Consider the following 23,347-nt stretch of genomic DNA (forward strand, 5'->3'; position numbering starts at 1 on the left):
GTTCCGCCAGCGTACACAAGCCAGCGTTGCGCGTGCTGTGGTCATACAGCGAAAGAAAATCGCCTGTCACAAAGTAAATTCAGATGCCAGGTATGTGGATATACAGCGAACGCCGATGTAAACGGCGCTCGTAACATTTTAGCGGCGGGGCACGCCGTTCTTGCCTGTGGAGGGATGGTGCAGTCAGGCCGCCCGTTGAAGCAGGAACCCACCGAAATGATTCAGGCGACAGGCTGAACGTAGCAGGGATCCTCGTCATTCAGGGCGTGGAGGATGTCAAGGCGAGGAATTATTGATCAGTGCACTGACCGGGCTGTCGAAGTGTGATTTCATGGCCTGAGTCGCCGTTTCGACATCTCTGGCACACACAGCGTCGCAGATTTTCTGGTGTAGTGTGATGATGTGATTGCCATACTCTTTCTGATCGCTTTGGGCGCTTAAGCCTTCCTGGATGGATTGCCGCAACTGCTGATGTAATGCCTGCAATAACATCATAAAAAGCGGATTTTTTGAGGCAACGGCGAGTAACTGATGGAAGCGGATATCATGGGTGATAAAGCTTTCAACATCATCGAACTGTTCGCGAATTTGCGCCATTTCGGCGCGCAGACTGGCAAAATCTTCCTCTTCGCCATTACGGGCAGCTGCTTCCACGACGCCCAACTCCAGCCAGCGGCGTACTTGAAGAATTTGCTCTGTTGTCACTTGTTCGGTCGCCAGGGCAAATCCAAATACTACGCGCAGCACTTCATCATCAAATTTTTTGATTCGTGGCACTTTACCGCTGTGCGTTTCCAGAATCCCCAGGGCGGCAAGTGAACGATAGGCCTCACGCACAATACCCCGACTGACACCCAATTTCTGAATCAACTGAACTTCACTGGGAACTGGCATCCCCGGTGTCAATTTTTGTTCGGCGATCAGATTAAGAATATGATTTTTGACCTGTGACGATAACGTTACGCTGGTCAATAACGCACTCTCACTCATTTTTACTCCTGTTGTACTTTTTCCTGGTCGGTAAAATCCAGAATACCGGGACTGTATCCTTCATATTTTCCTCCAGAACCCTTGATTATCAATAGACTACTGCGCCTGTGCGCCCGCCATGCAGTGCGAATCAAAGACATATTGTGTGAAAGAGTGGCGAAGAAATAGTAAATACACAACTTTTTCGTGACGCCCTTCTCAGTATTGTGCGCTTTTTCTCCTTACCCTGTAAACCTGTTAAACAGGCTTACAGGTAAATGTGATGTGGAAGAGTGATAACGAACTTTTTGCGTTGATGAAAACCCGGCTATTTACCGCCGTGGTTGGCGATATTCTCGACACGCTGGGCTATATGCACCAGTTTGTTTCTCCGGCAATCAAGCCGCTGGATGTGAATATGGTGGTGGCAGGCCGGGCAATGCCGGTGCTGGAGTCGGACGTTTACGAAACCAAATCGACGTCGGGTAAGACGGCGATCGGCGAAAAACCGTTTGGCATCATGTTTGAAGCGCTGGATGCCCTCAAAGAGAACGATGTTTACATCACTACGGGCAGCTCTCTGCGCTATGCGTTGTGGGGCGGGTTGATGTCGACCCGTGCCATGCATCTGAAAGCAGCAGGTGCGGTACTTGATGGTTACGCCCGTGACTCTGCTGAAATTCTTGAACTTAAATTTCCCACCTTTTGTCATGGCACTTACGCACAGGATCAAGGTCCGCGCGGCAAGGTCATCGACTTCGGCGTACCCATTGAATTTCACGGTGTGCGGGTGAATCCGGGCGATATCGTGTTTGGCGATCGTGACGGATTACTGATTATTCCCCAGGTCGTTGAGAAAGAAGTTATTACCCAGGCTCTGGAAAAAGTGGCAACTGAAAGTGAAGTGCGCAAAGCCATCAGTGATGGCATGAGCACGGTACAGGCCTTTGAAACCTTCGGCGTAATGTAAGGAGAGCAACGAATGAAGGCATTAACAATAGAGCAGGGAAGTCAGGCGCGATTTGTTGATATCCCCGAACCTGTCTGCGGGAAAGGAGAAGTGCTTATCAATGTTGAGCGTGTCGGGCTGTGTGGCTCTGACCTCAATACCTGGCGGGGGCTGAATCCGCTGGTTAATTATCCCTGTATTCCGGGGCATGAAATTGGCGGCACGGTGCTGGCAACTGGCGATATGGCGGGTGCGATCAAGCCAGGTGACCGGGTGGTCGTACTGCCGTGCACTGAGTGTGGTGTGTGCAGCTCCTGTCTGAGCGGTCGTCCTAACGCCTGTAAGAACAACCAAACTCTCGGTGTGCAACGTCAGGGTGGGATGGCGCAACAACTGACGATGCCTGCACATAAAGTCATTGTCTGTAATGCCTTAAGTGTTGATGAGTTAGCGCTGGTAGAACCGCTGGCCGTGGGACTACATGCGGCCAGACGTGCGCAAATTAACGTGGGTGAATGGGTCGCAGTTATCGGTTGTGGGGTAATTGGCCTTGGCGCTATCGCCGCGGCATCCGCCATGGGCGCGCGCGTAATTGCTATCGATATTGATGATCGCAAGCAGAACATTGCCCAAGAGTGCGGTGCGCAACGTTTTCTTAATTCGCAGCAATGTGACGTGGCGGCAGAATTGGCGCTGTTAAATGACGGTCGCGGCCCGGAAGTGGTGATTGAAGCGGTGGGTAATCAACAAACCATTGAACAGGCTACAGGGTTGGTGGCGTTTAGCGGTCGTGTGGTTTATGTCGGTTACGCCAAACAGCCAGTGAGTTATCAGAGTGCGCAGTTCCTGATGAAAGAACTGGATATCCGAGGTTCGCGCAATGCCACCGTGGCAGATTTTCGGACCGTGCTGGCATTGATGGAGTCCGGGCGTTATCCGGTCAGCAATCTGGTGAGTGCTCACTACCCGCTGGAACAGGCTGATCACGCTTTTAGCGACTGGGCAAGTGATCCCGGCGCGTATACCAAAATCCTCATTGACCTTTAAGGAGCGACACCATGAATGCTTTTTCTTTACATAACAAAACCGCGTTGATTACAGGGGCGGCCAGTGGACTGGGGCTGGCAATGGCGAAATGCATGATAGTCAGCGGGGCGAAGGTCATTATTGCTGACCTGAACGGCGAGCTGGCGCAAGCGACCGCTGGAACATTAGGTTCGCAGGCCAGTTGGATACAAATGGATGTCGGGGATACCGCAGCCGCGCAGGAAAAAGTTGATGCGCTTATTAGCGAACACGGGGCTATCGATATCCTGGTCAATAACGCAGGCAATCACTGCAAAAAACCGATTGAAGAGATGAGCGTCAGTGATTTTGAGTCAGTGCTCGACGTTCACGTGGTCGGTGCATTTGCGTTAACCAAAGCGCTGGTGCCGCATATGAAACAACGCGGTCAAGGTTGTGTGCTGTTTACCGCCTCTATGACCTCATTTCTTGGGCAGCCTCTGGTTACTGGCTACAGCGCTGCGAAGTCAGCCTATCTCGGCATGATTCGCGGTATGACCACGGAGCTTGCCGTTCATGGGATTCGCGTCAACGGTATTGCGCCAGGCTGGATCGATACACCAATGTTGCGTAAGGCCATTGAAGGTGATGACGAACGCCGTAACAAAATCCTTGGTCGTACACCGATGAAAAAATTCGGCAAGCCGGAAGATATCGGTTGGGCTGCTGTTTATCTGGCTTCAGACGCAGCGGCGTTTGTCAGTGGTCAGGTGCTGGTGGTAGATGGCGGCGCATTGATCGGCTTCTGATGTACGGAGGAATTATGCGCAAACGTGCGTTAAAGCTTCATGCCAGAGATAACTGCGTGGTCGCGCTGAATGACATCGCCAGTGGCAATATTGTCTGGTGGGATGAGGGGGAAATGGTGGCCTGTAGTTCCGTCACGCTGGGTCACAAACTGGCCTGCGAAGCGCTGAACAATGGTGATTCGATTCTGAAATACGGTGCCATTATCGGACATGCCACTCGCGATATTGTCATGGGTGAGCATGTGCATTCCCATAATCTTGCCAGCAATGCCATCGCCATTTTTCATCATGATGATGCCGGCTATCAGCCAGAGGAAAAAGCATAATGGAAGGTTATGTACGGCAAAAGGGTCGACCGGGTATTCGTAATACTGTGCAGGTAATCTTCATGGTGGAGTGTGCCAGCCATGTTGCTAAAAAAATTGCCGAAGGATTTCCTTGTCACGATGTGCAGTATTTTGGTTTTTCAGGTTGTTATCCCAGCGATTACGGCTATCGGCTGGTGAAAAATCTGGCGACTCATAGCAACGTCGGCGGCGTACTGATTATTTCGCTGGGATGCGAGAATTTTGATCGCCGTCGGCTGGAGCAAGAAGTACGAGAAAGTGGGCGACCGTGCCATACGCTGGTCATTCAGGAAAATAAAGGTACGACCAACACCATTACGCTGGGTAAGCAATTGGTCGCTGAAATGCGGGAACAGCTTGCGGATACACCGCGTTGCACCCTGAATTGGAGTGACCTGGTGGTTGGCACTATCTGCGGTGGTTCCGATGGCACCAGTGGTATCACGGGCAATCCGGCAGTAGGGCGTGCCTTTGACCAGTTGCTGGAGAAAGGGGCTACCTGCATTTTTGAAGAAAGCGGTGAGTTGCTTGGTTGTGAGCAACATATGATGTCGCGAGCGGGTAGTCCGCAGGCACGTGATGCCATCGAAGCGGCAATGACAAAAGCAGAGCGTTATTACAGTTTGATGGGGCTGGGGAGTTTTTCCAATGGTAATGCCGAAGGTGGCTTAACCACGCAGGAAGAAAAATCCCTCGGGGCATATACCAAATCGGGTGATGCGCTGATTGCTGGCGTTATTTTACCGACGCAACAAACGCCCTTTCCTGGGCTTTGGTTGATGGACGTGGTGCCTGATGGTGAACCTCGTTTTGGTTATCCGAATATTAATGACTCATCAGAAGCACTGGAACTTATCGCCTCTGGCTGTCATATGGTGTTATTTACCACAGGTCGCGGTTCAGTTATTGGTTCCGTGATCGCACCCATTATTAAAGTGTGTAATAACCCACAGACGTGGGAGCATTTATCTGACGATATGGACGTTAATGCCGGTCGTGTAATTAGCGAAGGCGCAACGCTCGACGATATTGCAGACGATATTATGCAGGTGATTGAACATGTCGCCAACGGTCAATATTGTGCCGCAGAACGACTGGAACATCAGGAGTTTGTTTTAACGTATAAAGCATTTGATTACAGCAAAAGTGCAGTCTGTCGGGCAGATCCCCGTTAATCGATAAAGCTCTTACAGGTAATAATAATGAAAAAATTACTGACGCCCTTTTTATTTCTTTTCGCTTTATTAAGTCCGATGCTGAATGCCGCACCGGTCACTATCAAAATCGCCTATGAAAGTAACCCCGGCGAGCCAGCGGATACAGTAGTGAAGCACTGGGCAGAACTTGTGAAGAAAAAAAGCAATGGAGATATTGTTTTCGAACTTTATCCAAGTTCACAATTAGGTTCTAAACAAGATATTACAGAGCAAGCGTTGATGGGGATGAATATTATCACCATCAGTGATGTTGGTTTTTTAACTGACTATGATGCAGACCTGGGAATATTATTTGGGCCTTATTTAACCGACGATCCGCAGAAACTGTTTGCGATTTATGCCAGCGACTGGTTTAAACAGAAAGAACAAAAGCTGCGGGAAAAAGGTGTGCATATTGTCATGAGCAACTATCTGTACGGTACCCGGCAGATCATTGCTAAAAAACCAATTCGTACACCGGAAGACCTGAAAGGAATGAAGATTCGCGTACCGAATAACGTCATGCAGATTAAGGCCATTGAAGCGATGGGCGCAACGCCAACACCGATGCCGCTGGGAGACGTTTATCCGGCGCTGACTCAGGGAATGATCGATGGTGTGGAAAACCCGGTTTCTGTTCTCTATGGGCAAAAACTGCATGAGCAGGCGAAATATCTGTCAATGGTGAACTATCTGACCAATACATCATTATGGTTGGGTGGCGAAGCGTTTTTCAGTACCCTGACACCTGCGCAGTTAGATATTATTCACCAGACAGCGTATGAAGCTGGTTTATATAGCCAGAAAATTACCACTGAGCAGGATGCAGCAATGTTGAAAACCATGCAGGAGCAGGGCGTAGAAATTATCTATCCTGACGTGGCTCCTTTCAAAGAAAAAGCCTTAAAAGTGTACCAACAATTCCCGGAATGGACCCCGGGGTTATATGACACTATTCAGCAACAGCTGAAATAACTTCATGGCACAAGGACAGGTCGGTGTTTCGGCACCGACCGTTAAGAGCAGAGGTGTGTATGCGTCTTTTAGGGAAAGTAATTGAAGTTGCCGCAGTATTAACGCTCTTTTTATTAGTGATAATAACCATTGGCGCGGTAATCATGCGCTACGTATTTAATATGCCATTACAATGGACAGAAGAAATCTCCGGTTTATTAATGGTTTGGGTGGTGATGTTCGGTGCCGTTGTTGCTGAAAGAGATAATACTCATTTGTCTATTCCATTTTTAGCTGATGCACTTACACCTCGCTGGCAACGCGTATTAACCTTATTTGTCTCTCTGATATCTATTATTTTGCTGGTTGTTATGGCCTGGTCTGCATGGAAATTAGCTGCCGGGACAGCATTTAAAACAACACAAATATTAAAAATATCCTGGTTCTGGATCGATATTGCCGTCACGGTTGGCGCTATCGGTGTCGCCTGTTTTACCGCCTTACACCTGATCAAGAAAACACCCAACAAGGAAGGTGAATAATGACCGCATTGAGTGAATTACTGGCGGGAAGTTGGCTGGATAACTGGCTGATGATCATTCCGCTGATGTTCATCTGTTTATTTATTAATATGCCGGTATGGCTGGCGATGTTTTGCGGCATTCTGACCTACTTCCTTTGCTATTCAAACGTACCGTTAATGGTGGCAATTCAGCGTTTGATTGCCACGACGCAAACTCCTTCGCTGTTAGCTATTCCATTTTTTATCTTATTAGGCACGTTAATGAGCTATACCGGTATTGCCGCACGTATTTTGCAAATTGCCAACGTGTTGATTGGCAGAATGCGCGGTGGTCTGGGTGGGGCTAATATTCTGGTCAGTACCATGATGGGCGGCGTCAGCGCCTCAAACCTGGCGGATGCCGCGATGTTATCGCGCATGATGGTGCCGGAAATGGAACAGAAAGGCTATTCCCGTGGCTTTGCGGCGGCGATAACGGCTTGTGGTTCGCTGATTACACCAATCATTCCACCGGGTATTGCGCTGATCCTGTATGGACTGGTGGCGGATGTCTCCATCGGTTCCATGTTTATGGCCGGGATCCTGCCCGGTCTGCTGTGTTCCGCTATGTTGATTGTCACCGTATGGCTGGTGGCTATTCGTCGCGGATTAAAACCTTCCAGCGAACACTGGCCAAAACCGAAAGAAGTGTCAGTGGCGCTGGTGCAGGCCTGGCCTGCACTGTTTTTAATCGTTGCGGTTATCGGCGGCATTCGGGCAAATATCTTCACGCCAACAGAAGCCGGAGCTGTAGCAGTATTATTGGTGATGTTTATTGGTTTTGTAATTTATCGCGAACTGAAAATCAGCCATGTATTTACTGCACTCTCTGAGACGGCGCGTTCCACGGCATCGGTCATGTTAATCATTATGGCGAGTGCGGCGCTGGGCTGGATATTTTCCCTTGAGCGGGCCGGTATAACAGTTGCGGAGTTTGTGACCTCTCTGACCGATAATAAATACGTCTTTTTATTGATTATTAATCTATTGCTGCTGGTGCTTGGCATGTTCCTTGAAGGCAGTGCCATCTTGCTGATATTAGTGCCGTTGCTCAAACCAGTAGTGGCGCATTTTGGCATTGATCCGGTGCATTTTGGCATCATCATGATCCTCAACTTATCGTTAGGAACGTTATCACCACCTGTCGGAACGGTGATGCTGCTGGTATGTAATACCGTACAGGTTTCTGTCGGGCAATTTATGCGAGAAGCGGTGCCACTACTGATAAGTCTGATTTTACTTCTGTTGGTCATTACCTATATTCCGGCAATATCTTTACTGCTGGTTTGAACAATAAATGTAATACCCTTTGATTGAGTATGACCCCCGTGATTTTTTCGGGGGTATTTTACCAGGAGGCTTTTGCATTATTTTTTCTATGGTCAACCGATGGGGTGTTTTTTAAAATAATTTAGAGTATATGCTGGTTAGAAAACGTTCTGACCAGAAGGCCAGAACGTTGATAACAATATAACGACAGTGATACACACAACGTTTTATCCGCGTGAATAGAATTTAGTTGTAGTTAATTTTGAACAGCACCACGGTATCAAAGGGGCCGGGATCAATGGGTGTGCCGCTTATGGATGACAGCTCTGCCGTATAGGTTTTTTCATAGACCAGCATGTCGCTGGTAAAGTCGGCGTATTCAGAATATTTATTGAATGTATAGGGTGAAGAATTTTCATCCAGCACACGCAGTCGTAGCCCATTACCCACGAGCAGCGCCTGATCGCCTTCCACCAGTGTTTCTTCGGTATAAAACGAAGAACTGACTTTGAAGCCATCAGTGCACTCAGCATTTTGGGTTTTGGTCGTTTTGATAGAGAACGTTTTTGTCATATTGTGACGGCGAATATCCAGCACGTTAAATTTACCAAAATCGATGACCTGATTATTGGGGGTAATGGCGAAGTCGACACTGCAGTCAAGAACGCGAATATTTTCCAGCCCATAGATGTGATATTTCAGGTTTTTAGCCGAGGGATCTTCGTTGACGCTGCCAGCGCCATCAAATTGTACGACAGTGTAATCGCTAAGGGTGCTTTGATAATCGTGTGGCGGCATTTCGCGTAGTTTGACGTACAGGCGCATACGCGCCATGAACGTTCGCGATTTACGGATATTTGCAGGATCACCAGAGCAAATTTTATTTTGCCATCCCATTGCGATTATTTGCTCTGGCGTATACATGTCAATTTTTTTACTGTCGATACATTGGTTAGTATCGATACGGCTTTTTCCGAGGCTGGCGTCATAATCAGAGCCGTTATAGGTTACACCGAGCTGATAGTAACGATCCTGCATGCCGGGGTAGGGGTTTACCCACGCGTATACATGCTCACTTTCGAAATCACCGTTGGTATTGTTATCACAATAGACGGGGATTTTAATATCATCGGATTCCCAGATTTTATCTCCCGGTTTGGCGTTAGCCGGGACGGCGAATGGCATAATCGTTTCTGATTTTTCCACTGCGCCGCCTGAGGCGCCAAAATAACAGTCCAGCGCCAACGCGTTTTTTAAGGGCAGAAATAACAAGCAGGCAATGAGTAACAGTCCTTTGCTTATACTCATTGTTTATCCTCCACCACGCGCTGCATTTTGCATTGCCCCTGACAGTTGAGCGTCGTCATACGTAACGCGCCATAGTCATCCATATAGCCAAGATAAAACTGGTTGCCGTTATAGTTACCCGTACTGGCGATTGCCGAAGCAAAAGGCGCTATGAGCGTACTTTTAAAGCCGGGCAGAATGCCTTTTTTATCGCGGCCAAGATAGGCGATGGTCAGGTAATAAGGGGTCGGGTTTTTCAGGGTAAGCTGATTATTCTGCTGGCTGACCTGTAACTGTAATTCCACATGCTCGCCCGATTTTTTGCGTAATCCGGCGGGCCGCCAGAACAACTTTATACGGCTCTGGATAGCAACCTGAAGAATGGCATGACCGGTTGCTTTTTCCGGGGCGGGGGGAATCTCGCGCAGATTATAGTAAAACAGCGACTCACGATCGGTCGGCAATTGGCTAGTGGAAGATTGCTTGACGATACGCGCCTGCGATGTCGCTTTCGCTTTCAGACGTTGGATTGGTGGCAAGGCTACGAGGAAATCATCGCTTTTATCCCCTTTGTCATTTTCTATCCATGAGTATGCGAGATAGGGAAGTTTATCGCTGCGATTTTCAATCCGCAGGCTGGTCGCTTTATCTTTGGCGTTAAACACGATACGAGTGCGATCGGGCTGTAAGGCGGCATGGTTGCATAAGCTCACGATCAGCAGAATAAGGGGCATTCCTTTAAAAATTGTCATTGTCTTTTCCTTAATTAATGACAGGGGAGAATCAGACGTTTACTCATATCTTCCAGGTGCTGAGGAAGCTGAATTAAACAACGCTGTTTATCACCCCAAAGTATTGTGAATCGCTGACTTTCACCCACACCACTTAACCAGGCGTGGCCATCTTCCCCCACCATTCCGACGCTGATTCCGCTTCCTTCTTGCCGGATATCGGCGCCGAGTGGTGGGAAATGACCACTGGAGTCGCGGATGATGACGTTGACATCTTTTCCAGAACGTGAAGCCAGCGCTTTATAGCCGATCGCGCCTTCCGTCCAGGTTTCTTTGACCACGTTTTCGGATACCGTGACGCCGTCGGGCAAGTCGTTCATATTGACCACGACAGTCGAGGGTTGGTAACTGGAGACAAACGGTACGACCGCAATGCCAAAGCGGTTGGTGTAGTCGAGATTACCCTGAATCGGAATGTCGGCTACACCGTCTGTACTAACCATAAGACGAGGTTCGTTGGTGGAGCTACGGCGATGAAACGCAGCGCCATAGCGTGTAGCAGTAAAGGAACCACTCCAACTGGTGCTGGCAGAGCTGTAATCATTAGCGGCGTACGTGCCAGACAGATCCCACTCGCCCGCAGAACTAAGATGCTGATAATTGCCGCTAACCTGTGCGCCATTGTCAGGTCGGTCAGATTGCAGCCCGGTCGATATTCCCCAACTGTTACGGTCATCCAGGGTATCGTTCCACGACATGCGGTGCGAGGTACTATTTTTACTGTCCTGCATGTCATAACCAATGCGGCCACCGTTACCAATAGGCAATGAAATGGACAGGTAAATCTGGTTATCACGAGCTTTGTCTTCGTAATGCGTGGTGTTAAATGAGGTTGAGACGGAAATATCTTTCCAGTCACCGATATCAACGTTGAAGCCAGCGGTAATATTGGCGGTTGTGGAGGACTCCGCATTCCACCAGGTTTGACGCAACACGTTGACGTACAGGTTGAGATTCAGCGGTGTAATGGGTTGCCCGGCGGAAAGGCTGATTGTCTTTTTTTCATCCTGAGCATCAGCGTCATTGTATTTATGATCGATATAATTGGCGTAGCTATGGAAATGGCGGTCGGAGAAACGATATGCCGCTATCGAAAGAAGACTGTCGGTGGCATCTATCCGTTTACTGTAGTTGAAGCGATAACTGTAACCTTTCTCGTCCGGTTGATTATCAAAACGACTTTTAGCCCAGGTGACGTCGAAGGAGAGCGCCCCCAGCCACAGCATATTTTGCCCGATACCCAGCGCGCCAGAATGATAATCGTCCCCGGCGAGAATCAACCCGCCATACAGTGAAGTATTGGATAGCATCCCCCAGGAAACTTCATTACTTAAAAACGTTTCGTTTTCAGTATGATGAGACAAAGAAGGACGCGGACGACCCGCTGCAAGTTTATAACGCACCTGCCCCTGGCGGGTCAGAAAAGGCGTTGATGCTGCGGATACCTGGAAATTATTGACCCGACCATCTTCCTCCGCCACTTTGACATCCAGTGTGCCTTGAACTGACTGATTCAGGTCATCAATGATAAACGGGCCAGGCGGGACTTTTTTCTGATAAATTACGCGTCCGGTATGACTTATGGTGACGGTGGCGTTAGTTTGCGCCACGCCGCTAATTTGCGGTGCGTATCCGCGTAATTCCCAGGGAAGCATTCGGTCATCGCTGGTCAGGGCTGCACCGGTATACGAAAAACCGTCAAAAATATTGGAGCTGAGATCGGTTTCGCCAAGGGTTAATCTGGAGCTTATTTGTGGTAGTGGGCGAAACAGATAGGTTCGGGAAATAGCCCCGGATCGATCGTGCACATCACCATTGTCGGATTGGTTGAGCTGGTAATCGCTACGCAACCGCCATGCTCCGGCGTTAATACCCGTTGTACCGTAAGCATTCAGATTGGTATTACTGCTCCCTTCCTGCGGGCGATAAGTGCTGGCAAACAGGTTGTAGTCCAGCAAGATACCCGAAACTCCGGCATCCCATGTTTCAGGCGGCGCCCAGTTGTCGGAATGCCATGCCAGCCAGGCTTGTGGAATCGTGATGTTAAGTTGTTGGTTGGTCTGATCAAACGTAAAGTTGATTTCCGGCAGGCTGCTAAAATCAAAACACTGATTAACCTGCGGCAATGTCTGGCGGATTTTTTCTTTAAGGCCAAATTTACTCAACAGGGAATCATTGATACAAGGAATTGTTTTGTCGTTGGCTTTTTGCCAGCGAATAGTTTGCCCACTGCTGATTTGAATATTATTAACAACGACGCTAACAAAATAATCACCGGGAACGATAGCGCCTTTTTCATTGAGCAGAGAAATATCAACGCTATCGCGCATCGATTTATCAAGGACGTTAAGGTTAAACTCCACTGCCAATGCAGAGGGGATAGCCATTGTCAGGCAGGATAAAACAGAAAGTCGGTAAATATTCACGGCATCCATACCTGATAAATATTTGAAGAAAGGCGGCTAACTTGCCGCCGTAATACGTATAACCACACACGCTGTCATATGTACAGATTAATCAATGACGACGCGGTGATTATTTATAATCCAGCACATAGGTCGCGTTGGCAGTGACTTCACCCGCCGTCACGGGAATACCGTTATCAATCTGCTCCATCCAGGCGAAGAAGTTCAGGGTTTGTTCTGTGGCTGTTGGTTCCAGCCCAATATCTGGACTTTCTGAACCCAGAGTGATGTTGGACTGGTCTTTGTTCATTAAGCGCACGCCAACACCTGTGGCCTCACCAGCACTGGTGTTACTGAGCATCGGGGAGGCTCCCATTGTTTTCGCTGAACTGTCAAAGGTTACCGAGACTTTTGATACTGCGGTACCTGAACCGTTATCGGAACTTGGCAGGTCACAGTTAACTAAATGAATATCGACAGGCGTTAATGCACTGTGATGATCCTGGTTGATGCGGTTCTTGGTCACCTCACCAAGATTTACTTGTTTATCAATGTCTTCTTGCTTAATTTCACAAGGTGCTTCAATAATTTCACCTTTAAAGTGAATTTCACCAGAACCTTCATCAGCAGCATAAACAGGGGCTGAAATAAACAGAGATACGGCCAGCGCCGCCAGTGTTTTTTGTCCTTTAAACATAACGGAGTCCTTAGAGGAAATAGAAAAAGTATAGCGATACCAGAATAACTTACTTGAATATCAAATGTTTTTAGTTTTATTTAAAAACATTGTTAACTGTATTAAATACAAGGCTAATTAATTGATGCGGTGAATTAATTGTTTGATGAAAAGGATGCGGGTTTATTAGAGATTTCCCTCATTTTCATGAAGTTAAAAATGTTGCTGTCTGGAAGGGGTAATAAAAAATCATTAAATTGCTCATAAAATGAGTAGTGTTATTTTTTTTACAATATCTATGTTGGTCCGATAATGGATTTTATCTTTACAATTTTTTGTGTTTAGGCAAATAAAAATAACCCGCCATAGAAAAGACGGGTTAGAAGGATTTACTGTCAGGCAATCAATGGTTAACGCTTGATGTCGCTTTTAAAGTTGCGTTTTTCGTAACCAGTGTAAAGCTGACGCGGACGGGCAATTTTCATTCCTTCACTGTGCATTTCGCTCCAGTGAGCAATCCAGCCAACGGTACGTGCCATCGCAAAGATGACCGTGAACATGGAAGACGGAATACCCATCGCTTTCAGGATGATACCCGAGTAGAAATCGACGTTCGGGTACAGTTTCTTCTCGATAAAGTACGGGTCGTTCAGAGCGATGTTTTCCAGCTCCATGGCCACTTCCAGCAGGTCATCTTTGGTACCCAGCTCTTTCAGCACTTCATGGCAGGTTTCACGCATGACAGTGGCGCGCGGGTCGTAGTTTTTGTACACACGGTGACCGAAGCCCATCAGACGGAAAGAGTCATTTTTGTCTTTCGCACGACGAACAAATTCCGGAATGTGTTTAACCGAGCTGATTTCTTCCAGCATTTTCAGTGCAGCTTCGTTGGCGCCGCCGTGTGCTGGTCCCCACAGAGAGGCAATACCTGCCGCGATACAAGCAAACGGGTTCGCGCCCGAAGAACCTGCGGTACGTACGGTAGAAGTAGAGGCGTTCTGTTCGTGGTCCGCGTGCAGGATCAGAATACGGTCCATAGCACGTTCCAGAATTGGATTGACTTCATACGGTTCGCACGGCGTGGAGAACATCATATGCAGGAAGTTACCGGCGTAGGAGAGGTCATTACGCGGGTAAACAAATGGCTGCCCGATGGAGTATTTGTAGCACATTGCTGCCATGGTCGGCATTTTCGACAACAGGCGGAACGCGGCGATTTCACGATGGCGCGGGTTATTGACGTCCAGAGAGTCATGATAAAACGCCGCCAGCGCACCGGTAATACCGCACATGACCGCCATCGGATGCGAGTCGCGACGGAAAGCATGGAACAGACGGGTAATCTGCTCGTGGATCATGGTATGGCGAGTTACTGTAGTTTTGAACTCGTCGTACTGTTCCTGGGTTGGTTTTTCACCATTCAACAGGATGTAGCAAACTTCCAGGTAATTAGAATCGGTTGCCAGCTGATCGATCGGGAAGCCACGATGCAGCAAAATACCTTCATCACCATCAATAAAAGTAATTTTAGATTCGCAGGATGCTGTTGAAGTGAAACCAGGGTCAAAGGTGAATACGCCTTTTGAACCAAGCGTACGGATATCGATAACATCTTGACCTAGCGTGCCTTTCAGCACATCCAGTTCAACAGCTGTGTTCCCATTGAGGGTGAGTTTTGCTTTTGTATCAGCCATTTAAGGTCTCCTTAGCGCCTTATTGCATAAGACTGCCGGAACTTAAATTTGCCTTCGCACATCAACCTGGCTTTACCCGTTTGTTATTTGGCTCGCCGCTCTGTGGAAGAGAGGAAACCTGGGTACAGAGCTCTGGGCGCTTGCAGGTAAAGAATTCATTGATGACGAATAAACGGCGAATCAAGCACTTAGCAATCCGAATTATTAAACCTGTCTATCACTAATAACTGTCTCGAATGGATTGGTCAATACTTCTACACTGTTACATAAGTTAATCTCAGGTGAAATAGTGACCCCATAACTTTTACGCATTATATGCTTTTCCTGGTAATGTTTGTAACAACTTTGTTGAATGATTGTCAAATGTGATGGTTAAAAATTAAATAAATGTTGTTATCGTGACCCAGATCACTGTTCCGGATAAAACCAGACAAACTATATGTAGGTTAATTGTAATGATTTTGTGAACAGCCTATACTGCCGCCAGGTCTCCGGAACACCCTGCAATCCCGAGCCACCCAGCGTTGTAACGTGTCGTTTTCGCATCTGGAAGCAGTGTTTTGCATGACGCGCAGTTATAGAAAGGACGCTGTCTGACCCGCAAGCAGACCGGAGGAAGGAAATCCCGACGTCTCCAGGTAACAGAAAGTTATCCTCTGTACCCGTAGTCCCCAGGGAATAATAAGAACAGCATGTGGGCGTTATTCATGATAAGAAATGTGAAAAAACAAAGACCTGTTAATCTGGACCTACAGACCATCCGGTTCCCCATCACGGCGATAGCGTCCATTCTTCATCGCGTTTCCGGTGTGATTACGTTTGTTGCAGTGGGCATCCTGCTGTGGCTTCTGGGTACCAGCCTCTCTTCCCCTGAAGGTTTCGAGCAAGCTTCCGCCATTATGGGCAGCTTCTTCGTGAAATTTATCATGTGGGGCATCCTTACCGCTCTGGCATATCACGTCGTCGTAGGTATTCGCCACATGATGATGGATTTTGGCTATCTGGAAGAAACATTCGAAGCGGGTAAACGCTCTGCCAAAATCTCCTTTGTCATTACTGTCGTGCTTTCAATTCTTGCAGGAGTCCTCGTATGGTAAGCAACGCCTCCGCATTAGGACGCAATGGCGTACATGATTTCATCCTCGTTCGCGCTACTGCTATCGTCCTGACGCTTTACATCATTTATATGGTCGGTTTTTTTGCTATCAGTGGCGAACTGACATATGACGTCTGGAGTGGTTTCTTTGCCTCTGCGTTCACTAAAGTCTTCACTCTGCTGGCACTGTTTTCCATTTTGATCCATGCCTGGATCGGCATGTGGCAGGTGTTGACCGACTACGTTAAACCATTGGCCGTGCGCCTGATTCTGCAACTGGTGATTGTCGTTGCACTGGTGGTTTACGTGATTTATGGATTCGTTGTGGTGTGGGGTGTGTGATGAAATTGCCAGTCAGAGAATTTGATGCAGTTGTGATTGGTGCCGGAGGCGCAGGTATGCGCGCGGCGCTACAGATTTCCCAGAGCGGCCAGACTTGTGCGCTGCTCTCTAAAGTCTTCCCGACCCGTTCCCATACTGTTTCTGCGCAGGGCGGTATTACCGTTGCGCTGGGTAACACCCATGAAGATAACTGGGAATGGCATATGTACGACACCGTAAAAGGGTCGGACTATATCGGTGACCAGGACGCGATTGAATATATGTGTAAAACCGGGCCGGAAGCGATTCTGGAGCTGGAACACATGGGCCTGCCGTTCTCGCGTCTTGATGATGGTCGTATCTATCAACGTCCGTTTGGCGGCCAGTCGAAAAACTTCGGCGGCGAGCAGGCGGCACGTACTGCGGCGGCTGCCGACCGTACCGGTCACGCACTGCTGCACACGCTTTATCAGCAGAACCTGAAAAACCACACCACTATTTTCTCCGAATGGTACGCGCTGGATCTGGTGAAAAACGCCGATGGCGCGGTGGTCGGTTGTACCGCACTGTGCATCGAAACTGGTGAAGTGGTTTACTTCAAAGCTCGCGCGACTGTGCTGGCGACTGGCGGGGCAGGGCGTATTTATCAGTCCACCACCAACGCCCACATTAACACTGGCGACGGTGTCGGCATGGCTATCCGTGCAGGCGTACCGGTACAGGATATGGAAATGTGGCAGTTCCACCCGACCGGTATTGCCGGTGCGGGCGTACTGGTCACCGAAGGTTGCCGTGGTGAAGGCGGTTATCTGCTGAACAAACATGGCGAACGCTTTATGGAGCGTTATGCGCCGAACGCCAAAGACCTGGCGGGCCGTGACGTGGTGGCGCGTTCCATCATGATCGAAATCCGTGAAGGTCGCGGTTGTGATGGTCCGTGGGGGCCACACGCAAAACTGAAACTCGACCACCTGGGTAAAGAAGTTCTTGAATCCCGTCTGCCGGGCATCCTTGAACTCTCCCGCACCTTCGCTCACGTTGATCCGGTGAAAGAGCCGATTCCGGTAATCCCAACCTGTCACTACATGATGGGCGGTATTCCGACCAAAGTGACCGGTCAGGCGCTGACCGTGAACGAGAAAGGCGAAGATGTGGTGATCCCTGGGCTGTTCGCGGTAGGTGAAATTGCCTGCGTATCCGTACACGGCGCAAACCGTCTGGGCGGCAACTCGCTGCTGGACCTGGTGGTATTTGGTCGTGCGGCTGGCCTGCATCTGCAAGAGTCTATCGCCGAGCAGGGCGCACTGCGCGATGCCAGCGAGTCTGATGTTGAAGCTTCTCTCGATCGTCTGAACCGCTGGAACAACAACCGTAACGGTGAAGATCCGGTGGCGATTCGTAAAGCACTGCAAGAATGTATGCAGCATAACTTCTCGGTCTTCCGTGAAGGTGATGCGATGGCGAAAGGGCTTGAGCAGTTGAAAGTGATCCGCGAGCGTCTGAAAAATGCCCGTCTGGATGACACTTCAAGTGAGTTCAACACCCAGCGCGTTGAGTGCCTGGAATTGGATAACCTGATGGAAACGGCGTATGCAACGGCTGTTTCTGCCAACTTCCGTACCGAAAGCCGTGGCGCGCATAGCCGCTTCGACTTCCCGGATCGCGATGATGAAAACTGGCTGTGCCACTCCCTGTATCTGCCAGAGTCGGAATCCATGACGCGCCGAAGCGTCAACATGGAACCGAAACTGCGCCCGGCATTCCCGCCGAAGATTCGTACTTACTAATGCGGAGACAGGAAAATGAGACTCGAGTTTTCAATTTATCGCTATAACCCGGATGTTGATGATGCTCCGCGTATGCAGGATTACACCCTGGAAGCGGATGAAGGTCGCGACATGATGCTGCTGGATGCGCTTATCCAGTTGAAAGAGAAAGATCCCAGCCTGTCGTTCCGTCGCTCCTGTCGTGAAGGGGTATGTGGTTCCGACGGTCTGAACATGAACGGTAAGAATGGTCTGGCCTGTATTACCCCAATTTCGGCACTCAACCAGCCGGGTAAGAAAATTGTAATTCGCCCGTTACCTGGTTTACCGGTTGTCCGCGATTTGGTGGTAGACATGGGACAATTCTATGCGCAATATGAGAAAATCAAACCTTACCTGTTGAATAATGGGCAAAATCCGCCAGCTCGTGAGCATTTACAGATGCCAGAGCAGCGCGAAAAACTCGACGGGCTGTATGAATGTATTCTCTGCGCATGTTGTTCAACCTCTTGTCCGTCTTTCTGGTGGAATCCCGATAAGTTTATCGGCCCGGCAGGCTTGTTAGCGGCATATCGTTTCCTGATCGATAGCCGTGATACCGAGACTGACGAGCGCCTCGACGGTTTGAGTGATGCATTCAGTGTATTCCGCTGTCACAGCATCATGAACTGCGTCAGTGTATGTCCGAAAGGGCTGAACCCGACGCGCGCCATCGGCCATATCAAGTCGATGTTGTTGCAACGTAATGCATAAACCCCGGGCCTGATAAGACGCGCAAGCGTCGCATCAGGCAACCAGAGCCGGATGCGGCGTGAACGCCTTATCCGGCCTACAAGTCATTACCCGTAGGCCTGATAAGCGCAGTGCATCAGGCGTAACAAAGAAATGCAGGAAATCTTTAAAAACTGCCCCTGACACTAAGACAGTTTTTAAAGGTTCCTTAGCGGACGCAGAAAACACGACAAGTCCGCAACAAGTGAACCCCGGCACGCACATCTGATATGAAATGTGCGTGGTAGTATCCACGGCGAAGTAAGCATAAAAAAGATGCTTAAGGGATCACGATGCAGAACAGCGCTTTGAAAGCCTGGTTGGACTCTTCTTACCTCTCTGGCGCAAACCAGAGCTGGATAGAACAGCTCTATGAAGACTTCTTAACCGATCCTGACTCGGTTGACGCTAACTGGCGTTCGACGTTCCAGCAGTTACCTGGTACGGGAGTCAAACCGGATCAATTCCACTCTCAAACGCGTGAATATTTCCGCCGCCTGGCGAAAGACGCTTCACGTTACTCTTCAACGATCTCCGACCCTGACACCAATGTGAAGCAGGTTAAAGTCCTGCAGCTCATTAACGCATACCGCTTCCGTGGTCACCAGCATGCGAATCTCGATCCGCTGGGACTGTGGCAGCAAGATAAAGTGGCCGATCTGGATCCGTCTTTCCACGATCTGACCGAAGCAGACTTCCAGGAGACCTTCAACGTCGGTTCATTTGCCAGCGGCAAAGAAACCATGAAACTCGGCGAGTTGCTGGAAGCTCTCAAGCAAACCTACTGCGGCCCGATTGGCGCCGAGTATATGCACATTACCAGCACCGAAGAAAAACGCTGGATCCAACAGCGTATCGAGTCTGGTCGCGCGACTTTCAATAGCGAAGAGAAAAAACGCTTCTTAAGCGAACTGACCGCCGCTGAAGGCCTTGAACGTTACCTCGGTGCAAAATTCCCTGGCGCAAAACGCTTCTCGCTGGAAGGCGGTGACGCGTTAATCCCGATGCTTAAAGAGATGATCCGCCACGCGGGCAACAGCGGCACCCGCGAAGTGGTTCTCGGGATGGCGCACCGTGGTCGTCTGAACGTACTGGTGAACGTGCTGGGTAAAAAACCGCAAGACTTGTTTGACGAGTTTGCCGGTAAACATAAAGAACACCTCGGCACGGGTGACGTGAAATACCACATGGGCTTCTCGTCTGACTTCCAGACCGATGGCGGCCTGGTGCACCTGGCGCTAGCGTTTAACCCGTCTCACCTTGAGATTGTAAGCCCGGTAGTTATCGGTTCTGTTCGCGCTCGTCTGGACAGACTTGATGAGCCGAGCAGCAACAAAGTGCTGCCAATCACCATCCACGGTGACGCCGCAGTAACCGGGCAGGGTGTGGTTCAGGAAACTCTGAACATGTCGAAAGCGCGTGGTTATGAAGTTGGCGGTACGGTACGTATCGTTATCAACAACCAGGTTGGCTTCACCACCTCTAACCCGCTGGATGCCCGTTCGACGCCGTATTGTACTGATATCGGTAAGATGGTTCAGGCACCGATTTTCCACGTTAACGCGGACGATCCGGAAGCCGTTGCCTTTGTGACCCGTCTGGCGCTCGATTTCCGTAACACCTTTAAACGTGATGTCTTCATCGACCTGGTATGCTACCGCCGTCATGGCCACAACGAAGCCGACGAGCCGAGCGCAACCCAGCCGCTGATGTATCAGAAAATCAAAAAACATCCAACGCCGCGCAAAATCTACGCTGACAAGCTGGAGCAGGAAAAAGTGGCGACGCTGGAAGATGCCACCGAGATGGTTAACCTGTACCGCGATGCGCTGGATGCTGGCGATTGCGTTGTAGCAGAGTGGCGTCCGATGAACATGCACTCTTTCACCTGGTCGCCGTACCTCAACCACGAATGGGACGAAGAGTACCCGAACAAAGTTGAGATGAAGCGCCTGCAGGAACTGGCTAAACGCATCAGTACGGTGCCGGAAGCGGTTGAAATGCAGTCTCGCGTTGCCAAGATTTATGGCGATCGCCAGGCGATGGCTGCCGGTGAGAAACTGTTCGACTGGGGCGGTGCGGAAAACCTCGCTTACGCCACGCTGGTTGACGAAGGCATTCCGGTTCGCCTGTCGGGTGAAGACTCCGGTCGCGGTACCTTCTTCCACCGCCACGCGGTGATCCACAACCAGTCCAACGGTTCCACTTACACGCCGCTGCAACATATCCATAACGGGCAGGGCGCGTTCCGTGTCTGGGACTCCGTACTGTCTGAAGAAGCTGTGCTGGCGTTTGAATACGGTTATGCCACCGCAGAACCACGCACCCTGACCATCTGGGAAGCGCAGTTCGGTGACTTCGCCAACGGCGCACAGGTGGTTATCGACCAGTTCATCTCCTCTGGCGAACAGAAATGGGGCCGGATGTGTGGCCTGGTGATGTTGCTGCCGCACGGTTACGAAGGGCAGGGGCCGGAGCACTCCTCCGCGCGTCTGGAACGTTATCTGCAACTTTGTGCTGAGCAAAACATGCAGGTTTGCGTACCGTCTACCCCGGCACAGGTTTACCACATGCTGCGTCGTCAGGCGCTGCGCGGGATGCGTCGTCCGCTGGTCGTGATGTCGCCGAAATCCCTGCTGCGTCATCCGCTGGCGGTTTCCAGCCTCGAAGAACTGGCGAACGGCACCTTCCTGCCAGCCATCGGTGAAATCGACGAGCTTGATCCGAAGGGCGTGAAGCGCGTAGTGATGTGTTCTGGTAAGGTTTATTACGACCTGCTGGAACAACGTCGTAAGAACAATCAACACGATGTCGCCATTGTGCGTATCGAGCAACTCTACCCGTTCCCGCATAAAGCGATGCAGGAAGTGTTGCAGCAGTTTGCTCACGTCAAGGATTTTGTCTGGTGCCAGGAAGAGCCGCTCAACCAGGGCGCATGGTACTGCAGCCAGCATCATTTCCGTGAAGTGATTCCGTTTGGGGCTTCTCTGCGTTATGCAGGCCGCCCGGCCTCCGCCTCTCCGGCGGTAGGGTATATGTCCGTTCACCAGAAACAGCAACAAGATCTGGTTAATGACGCGCTGAACGTCGAATAAATAAAGGATACACAATGAGTAGCGTAGATATTCTGGTCCCTGACCTGCCTGAATCCGTAGCCGATGCCACCGTCGCAACCTGGCATAAAAAACCCGGCGACGCAGTCGTACGTGATGAAGTGCTGGTAGAAATCGAAACTGACAAAGTGGTACTGGAAGTACCGGCATCAGCAGACGGCATTCTGGATGCGGTTCTGGAAGATGAAGGTACAACGGTAACGTCTCGTCAGATCCTTGGTCGCCTGCGTGAAGGCAACAGCGCCGGTAAAGAAACCAGCGCCAAATCTGAAGAGAAAGCGTCCACTCCGGCGCAACGCCAGCAGGCGTCTCTGGAAGAGCAAAACAACGATGCGTTAAGCCCGGCGATCCGTCGCCTGCTGGCTGAACACAACCTCGACGCCAGCGCCATTAAAGGCACCGGTGTGGGTGGTCGTCTGACCCGTGAAGATGTGGAAAAACATCTGGCGAAAGCCCCGGCGAAAGAGTCTGCACCGGCAGCGGCTGCTCCGGCGGCGCAACCGGTTCTGGCTGCACGTAGCGAAAAACGTGTCCCGATGACTCGCCTGCGTAAGCGTGTGGCAGAGCGTCTGCTGGAAGCGAAAAACTCCACCGCCATGCTGACCACGTTCAACGAAGTCAACATGAAGCCGATTATGGATCTGCGTAAGCAGTACGGTGAAGCGTTTGAAAAACGTCACGGCATCCGTCTGGGCTTTATGTCCTTCTACGTGAAAGCGGTGGTTGAAGCCCTGAAACGTTACCCGGAAGTGAACGCGTCTATCGACGGCGATGACGTGGTTTACCACAACTATTTCGACGTCAGCATGGCGGTTTCTACGCCGCGCGGCCTGGTGACGCCGGTTCTGCGTGATGTCGATACCCTCGGCATGGCAGACATCGAGAAGAAAATCAAAGAGCTGGCAGTCAAAGGCCGTGACGGCAAGCTGACGGTTGAAGATCTGACCGGTGGTAACTTCACCATCACCAACGGTGGTGTGTTCGGTTCCCTGATGTCTACGCCGATCATCAACCCGCCGCAGAGCGCAATTCTGGGTATGCACGCTATCAAAGATCGTCCGATGGCGGTGAATGGTCAGGTTGAGATCCTGCCGATGATGTATCTGGCGCTGTCTTACGATCACCGTCTGATCGATGGTCGCGAATCCGTGGGCTTCCTGGTAACGATCAAAGAGTTGCTGGAAGATCCGACGCGTCTGCTGCTGGACGTGTAGTAGTTTAAGTTTCACCTGCACTGTAGACCGGATAAGACATTATCGCCTTCTCCGGTAATTGATGCCTGATGCGACGCTGACGCGTCTTATCAGGCCTACGGGGAGCACCAATGTAGGTCGGATAAGGCGCAAGCGCCGCATCCGACAAGCGAT

General features: G+C 50.1%; 22 protein-coding genes. 15 read left to right on the forward strand and 7 right to left on the reverse strand.

Features of this window, described 5'->3' with window-relative positions; translation table 11 throughout:
* The coding region (locus tag D9736_RS20025; protein WP_130259015.1) for a zinc ribbon domain-containing protein at window positions 1-237 on the forward strand (237 nt) is incomplete at its 5' end.
* A gap of 39 nt (window positions 238-276) precedes the next feature.
* Here the strand turns inward: D9736_RS20025 and D9736_RS20030 are convergent.
* Window positions 277-990 carry a FadR/GntR family transcriptional regulator gene (locus D9736_RS20030; RefSeq protein WP_130259016.1) on the reverse strand — a complete coding sequence of 238 codons (714 nt, stop codon included), beginning with the start codon at window positions 988-990 and terminating at the stop codon, window positions 277-279.
* A gap of 262 nt (window positions 991-1,252) precedes the next feature.
* On the opposite strand from D9736_RS20030, the gene D9736_RS20035 reads away from it, so the two are divergent.
* The 8 genes from D9736_RS20035 to D9736_RS20070 are packed head-to-tail and all read left to right on the forward strand — an operon-like array spanning window position 1,253 to window position 8,081.
* The gene (locus D9736_RS20035; protein ID WP_033546392.1) at window positions 1,253-1,939 is read left to right on the forward strand and encodes an RraA family protein; all 687 of its coding nucleotides are present in this window, start codon (window positions 1,253-1,255) and stop codon (window positions 1,937-1,939) included.
* 12 nt (window positions 1,940-1,951) lie between these two features.
* The gene (locus D9736_RS20040) at window positions 1,952-2,965 is read left to right on the forward strand and encodes a zinc-binding alcohol dehydrogenase family protein (RefSeq protein ID WP_130259017.1); all 1,014 of its coding nucleotides are present in this window, start codon (window positions 1,952-1,954) and stop codon (window positions 2,963-2,965) included.
* 11 nt (window positions 2,966-2,976) lie between these two features.
* On the forward strand, window positions 2,977-3,732 hold the full coding sequence (locus D9736_RS20045) for an SDR family NAD(P)-dependent oxidoreductase (protein WP_000991075.1): 756 nt from the start codon (window positions 2,977-2,979) through the stop codon (window positions 3,730-3,732).
* A 14-nt stretch (window positions 3,733-3,746) separates the two neighbouring features.
* Window positions 3,747-4,058, forward strand: a complete 312-nt coding sequence (locus tag D9736_RS20050) for a UxaA family hydrolase (protein WP_130259018.1) — start codon at window positions 3,747-3,749, stop codon at window positions 4,056-4,058.
* The gene (locus tag D9736_RS20055) at window positions 4,058-5,254 is read left to right on the forward strand and encodes a UxaA family hydrolase (protein WP_130259019.1); all 1,197 of its coding nucleotides are present in this window, start codon (window positions 4,058-4,060) and stop codon (window positions 5,252-5,254) included. The genes D9736_RS20050 and D9736_RS20055 overlap by 1 nt, the downstream gene beginning before the upstream one ends.
* A 27-nt stretch (window positions 5,255-5,281) precedes the next feature.
* Window positions 5,282-6,250: a C4-dicarboxylate TRAP transporter substrate-binding protein gene (locus D9736_RS20060; protein WP_130222251.1), complete on the forward strand. Its 969-nt coding sequence runs from the start codon at window positions 5,282-5,284 to the stop codon at window positions 6,248-6,250.
* A gap of 59 nt (window positions 6,251-6,309) precedes the next feature.
* Window positions 6,310-6,771, forward strand: a complete 462-nt coding sequence (locus tag D9736_RS20065; protein ID WP_130259020.1) for a TRAP transporter small permease — start codon at window positions 6,310-6,312, stop codon at window positions 6,769-6,771.
* Window positions 6,771-8,081: a TRAP transporter large permease gene (locus tag D9736_RS20070; RefSeq protein ID WP_130222249.1), complete on the forward strand. Its 1,311-nt coding sequence runs from the start codon at window positions 6,771-6,773 to the stop codon at window positions 8,079-8,081. Before D9736_RS20065 ends, D9736_RS20070 begins: the two co-directional genes overlap by 1 nt.
* Before the next feature lie 225 nt (window positions 8,082-8,306).
* Here the strand turns inward: D9736_RS20070 and D9736_RS20075 are convergent, their stop codons facing one another.
* From D9736_RS20075 to D9736_RS20100, 6 genes are all read right to left on the reverse strand, one after another.
* The gene (locus tag D9736_RS20075; protein ID WP_130214992.1) at window positions 8,307-9,368 is read right to left on the reverse strand and encodes a fimbrial protein; all 1,062 of its coding nucleotides are present in this window, start codon (window positions 9,366-9,368) and stop codon (window positions 8,307-8,309) included.
* Window positions 9,365-10,099, reverse strand: a complete 735-nt coding sequence (locus D9736_RS20080) for a molecular chaperone (protein WP_130259021.1) — start codon at window positions 10,097-10,099, stop codon at window positions 9,365-9,367. Before D9736_RS20080 ends, D9736_RS20075 begins: the two co-directional genes overlap by 4 nt.
* 14 nt (window positions 10,100-10,113) lie before the next feature.
* A complete protein-coding gene (locus D9736_RS20085; protein WP_165383174.1) occupies window positions 10,114-12,573 on the reverse strand; it encodes a fimbria/pilus outer membrane usher protein in 2,460 nt (819 codons plus the stop codon).
* A gap of 100 nt (window positions 12,574-12,673) precedes the next feature.
* A complete protein-coding gene (locus D9736_RS20090; RefSeq protein WP_130259023.1) occupies window positions 12,674-13,240 on the reverse strand; it encodes a fimbrial protein in 567 nt (188 codons plus the stop codon).
* Window positions 13,241-13,629: 389 nt separating this feature from the next.
* Window positions 13,630-14,913, reverse strand: a complete 1,284-nt coding sequence (gene gltA, locus D9736_RS20095; protein WP_130259024.1) for a citrate synthase — start codon at window positions 14,911-14,913, stop codon at window positions 13,630-13,632.
* 204 nt (window positions 14,914-15,117) lie between these two features.
* Window positions 15,118-15,225, reverse strand: coding sequence for a hypothetical protein (locus tag D9736_RS20100; protein ID WP_130222246.1), 108 nt, complete (start codon window positions 15,223-15,225; stop codon window positions 15,118-15,120).
* A 380-nt stretch (window positions 15,226-15,605) separates the two neighbouring features.
* On the opposite strand from D9736_RS20100, the gene sdhC reads away from it, so the two are divergent.
* The 6 genes from sdhC to odhB all read left to right on the forward strand — a co-directional run bounded on the left by sdhC (window position 15,606) and on the right by odhB (window position 23,194).
* A complete protein-coding gene (gene sdhC, locus D9736_RS20105) occupies window positions 15,606-16,010 on the forward strand; it encodes a succinate dehydrogenase cytochrome b556 subunit (protein ID WP_165383175.1) in 405 nt (134 codons plus the stop codon).
* Window positions 16,004-16,351, forward strand: a complete 348-nt coding sequence (gene sdhD / locus D9736_RS20110; RefSeq protein WP_130259025.1) for a succinate dehydrogenase membrane anchor subunit — start codon at window positions 16,004-16,006, stop codon at window positions 16,349-16,351. The genes sdhC and sdhD overlap by 7 nt, the downstream gene beginning before the upstream one ends.
* Window positions 16,351-18,117 carry a succinate dehydrogenase flavoprotein subunit gene (gene sdhA / locus D9736_RS20115; protein ID WP_130222244.1) on the forward strand — a complete coding sequence of 589 codons (1,767 nt, stop codon included), beginning with the start codon at window positions 16,351-16,353 and terminating at the stop codon, window positions 18,115-18,117. The genes sdhD and sdhA overlap by 1 nt, the downstream gene beginning before the upstream one ends.
* A 15-nt stretch (window positions 18,118-18,132) precedes the next feature.
* Window positions 18,133-18,849 carry a succinate dehydrogenase iron-sulfur subunit SdhB gene (sdhB, locus tag D9736_RS20120; protein WP_064528883.1) on the forward strand — a complete coding sequence of 239 codons (717 nt, stop codon included), beginning with the start codon at window positions 18,133-18,135 and terminating at the stop codon, window positions 18,847-18,849.
* 311 nt (window positions 18,850-19,160) lie between these two features.
* The gene (sucA, locus tag D9736_RS20125; RefSeq protein ID WP_001181473.1) at window positions 19,161-21,962 is read left to right on the forward strand and encodes a 2-oxoglutarate dehydrogenase E1 component; all 2,802 of its coding nucleotides are present in this window, start codon (window positions 19,161-19,163) and stop codon (window positions 21,960-21,962) included.
* A 14-nt stretch (window positions 21,963-21,976) separates the two neighbouring features.
* Window positions 21,977-23,194 carry a 2-oxoglutarate dehydrogenase complex dihydrolipoyllysine-residue succinyltransferase gene (odhB, locus tag D9736_RS20130; protein WP_130214980.1) on the forward strand — a complete coding sequence of 406 codons (1,218 nt, stop codon included), beginning with the start codon at window positions 21,977-21,979 and terminating at the stop codon, window positions 23,192-23,194.
* Window positions 23,195-23,347: the final 153 nt, after the last annotated feature.

This window comes from Escherichia sp. E10V10, assembly GCF_004211985.1.
Classification (GTDB): Bacteria; Pseudomonadota; Gammaproteobacteria; order Enterobacterales; family Enterobacteriaceae; genus Escherichia.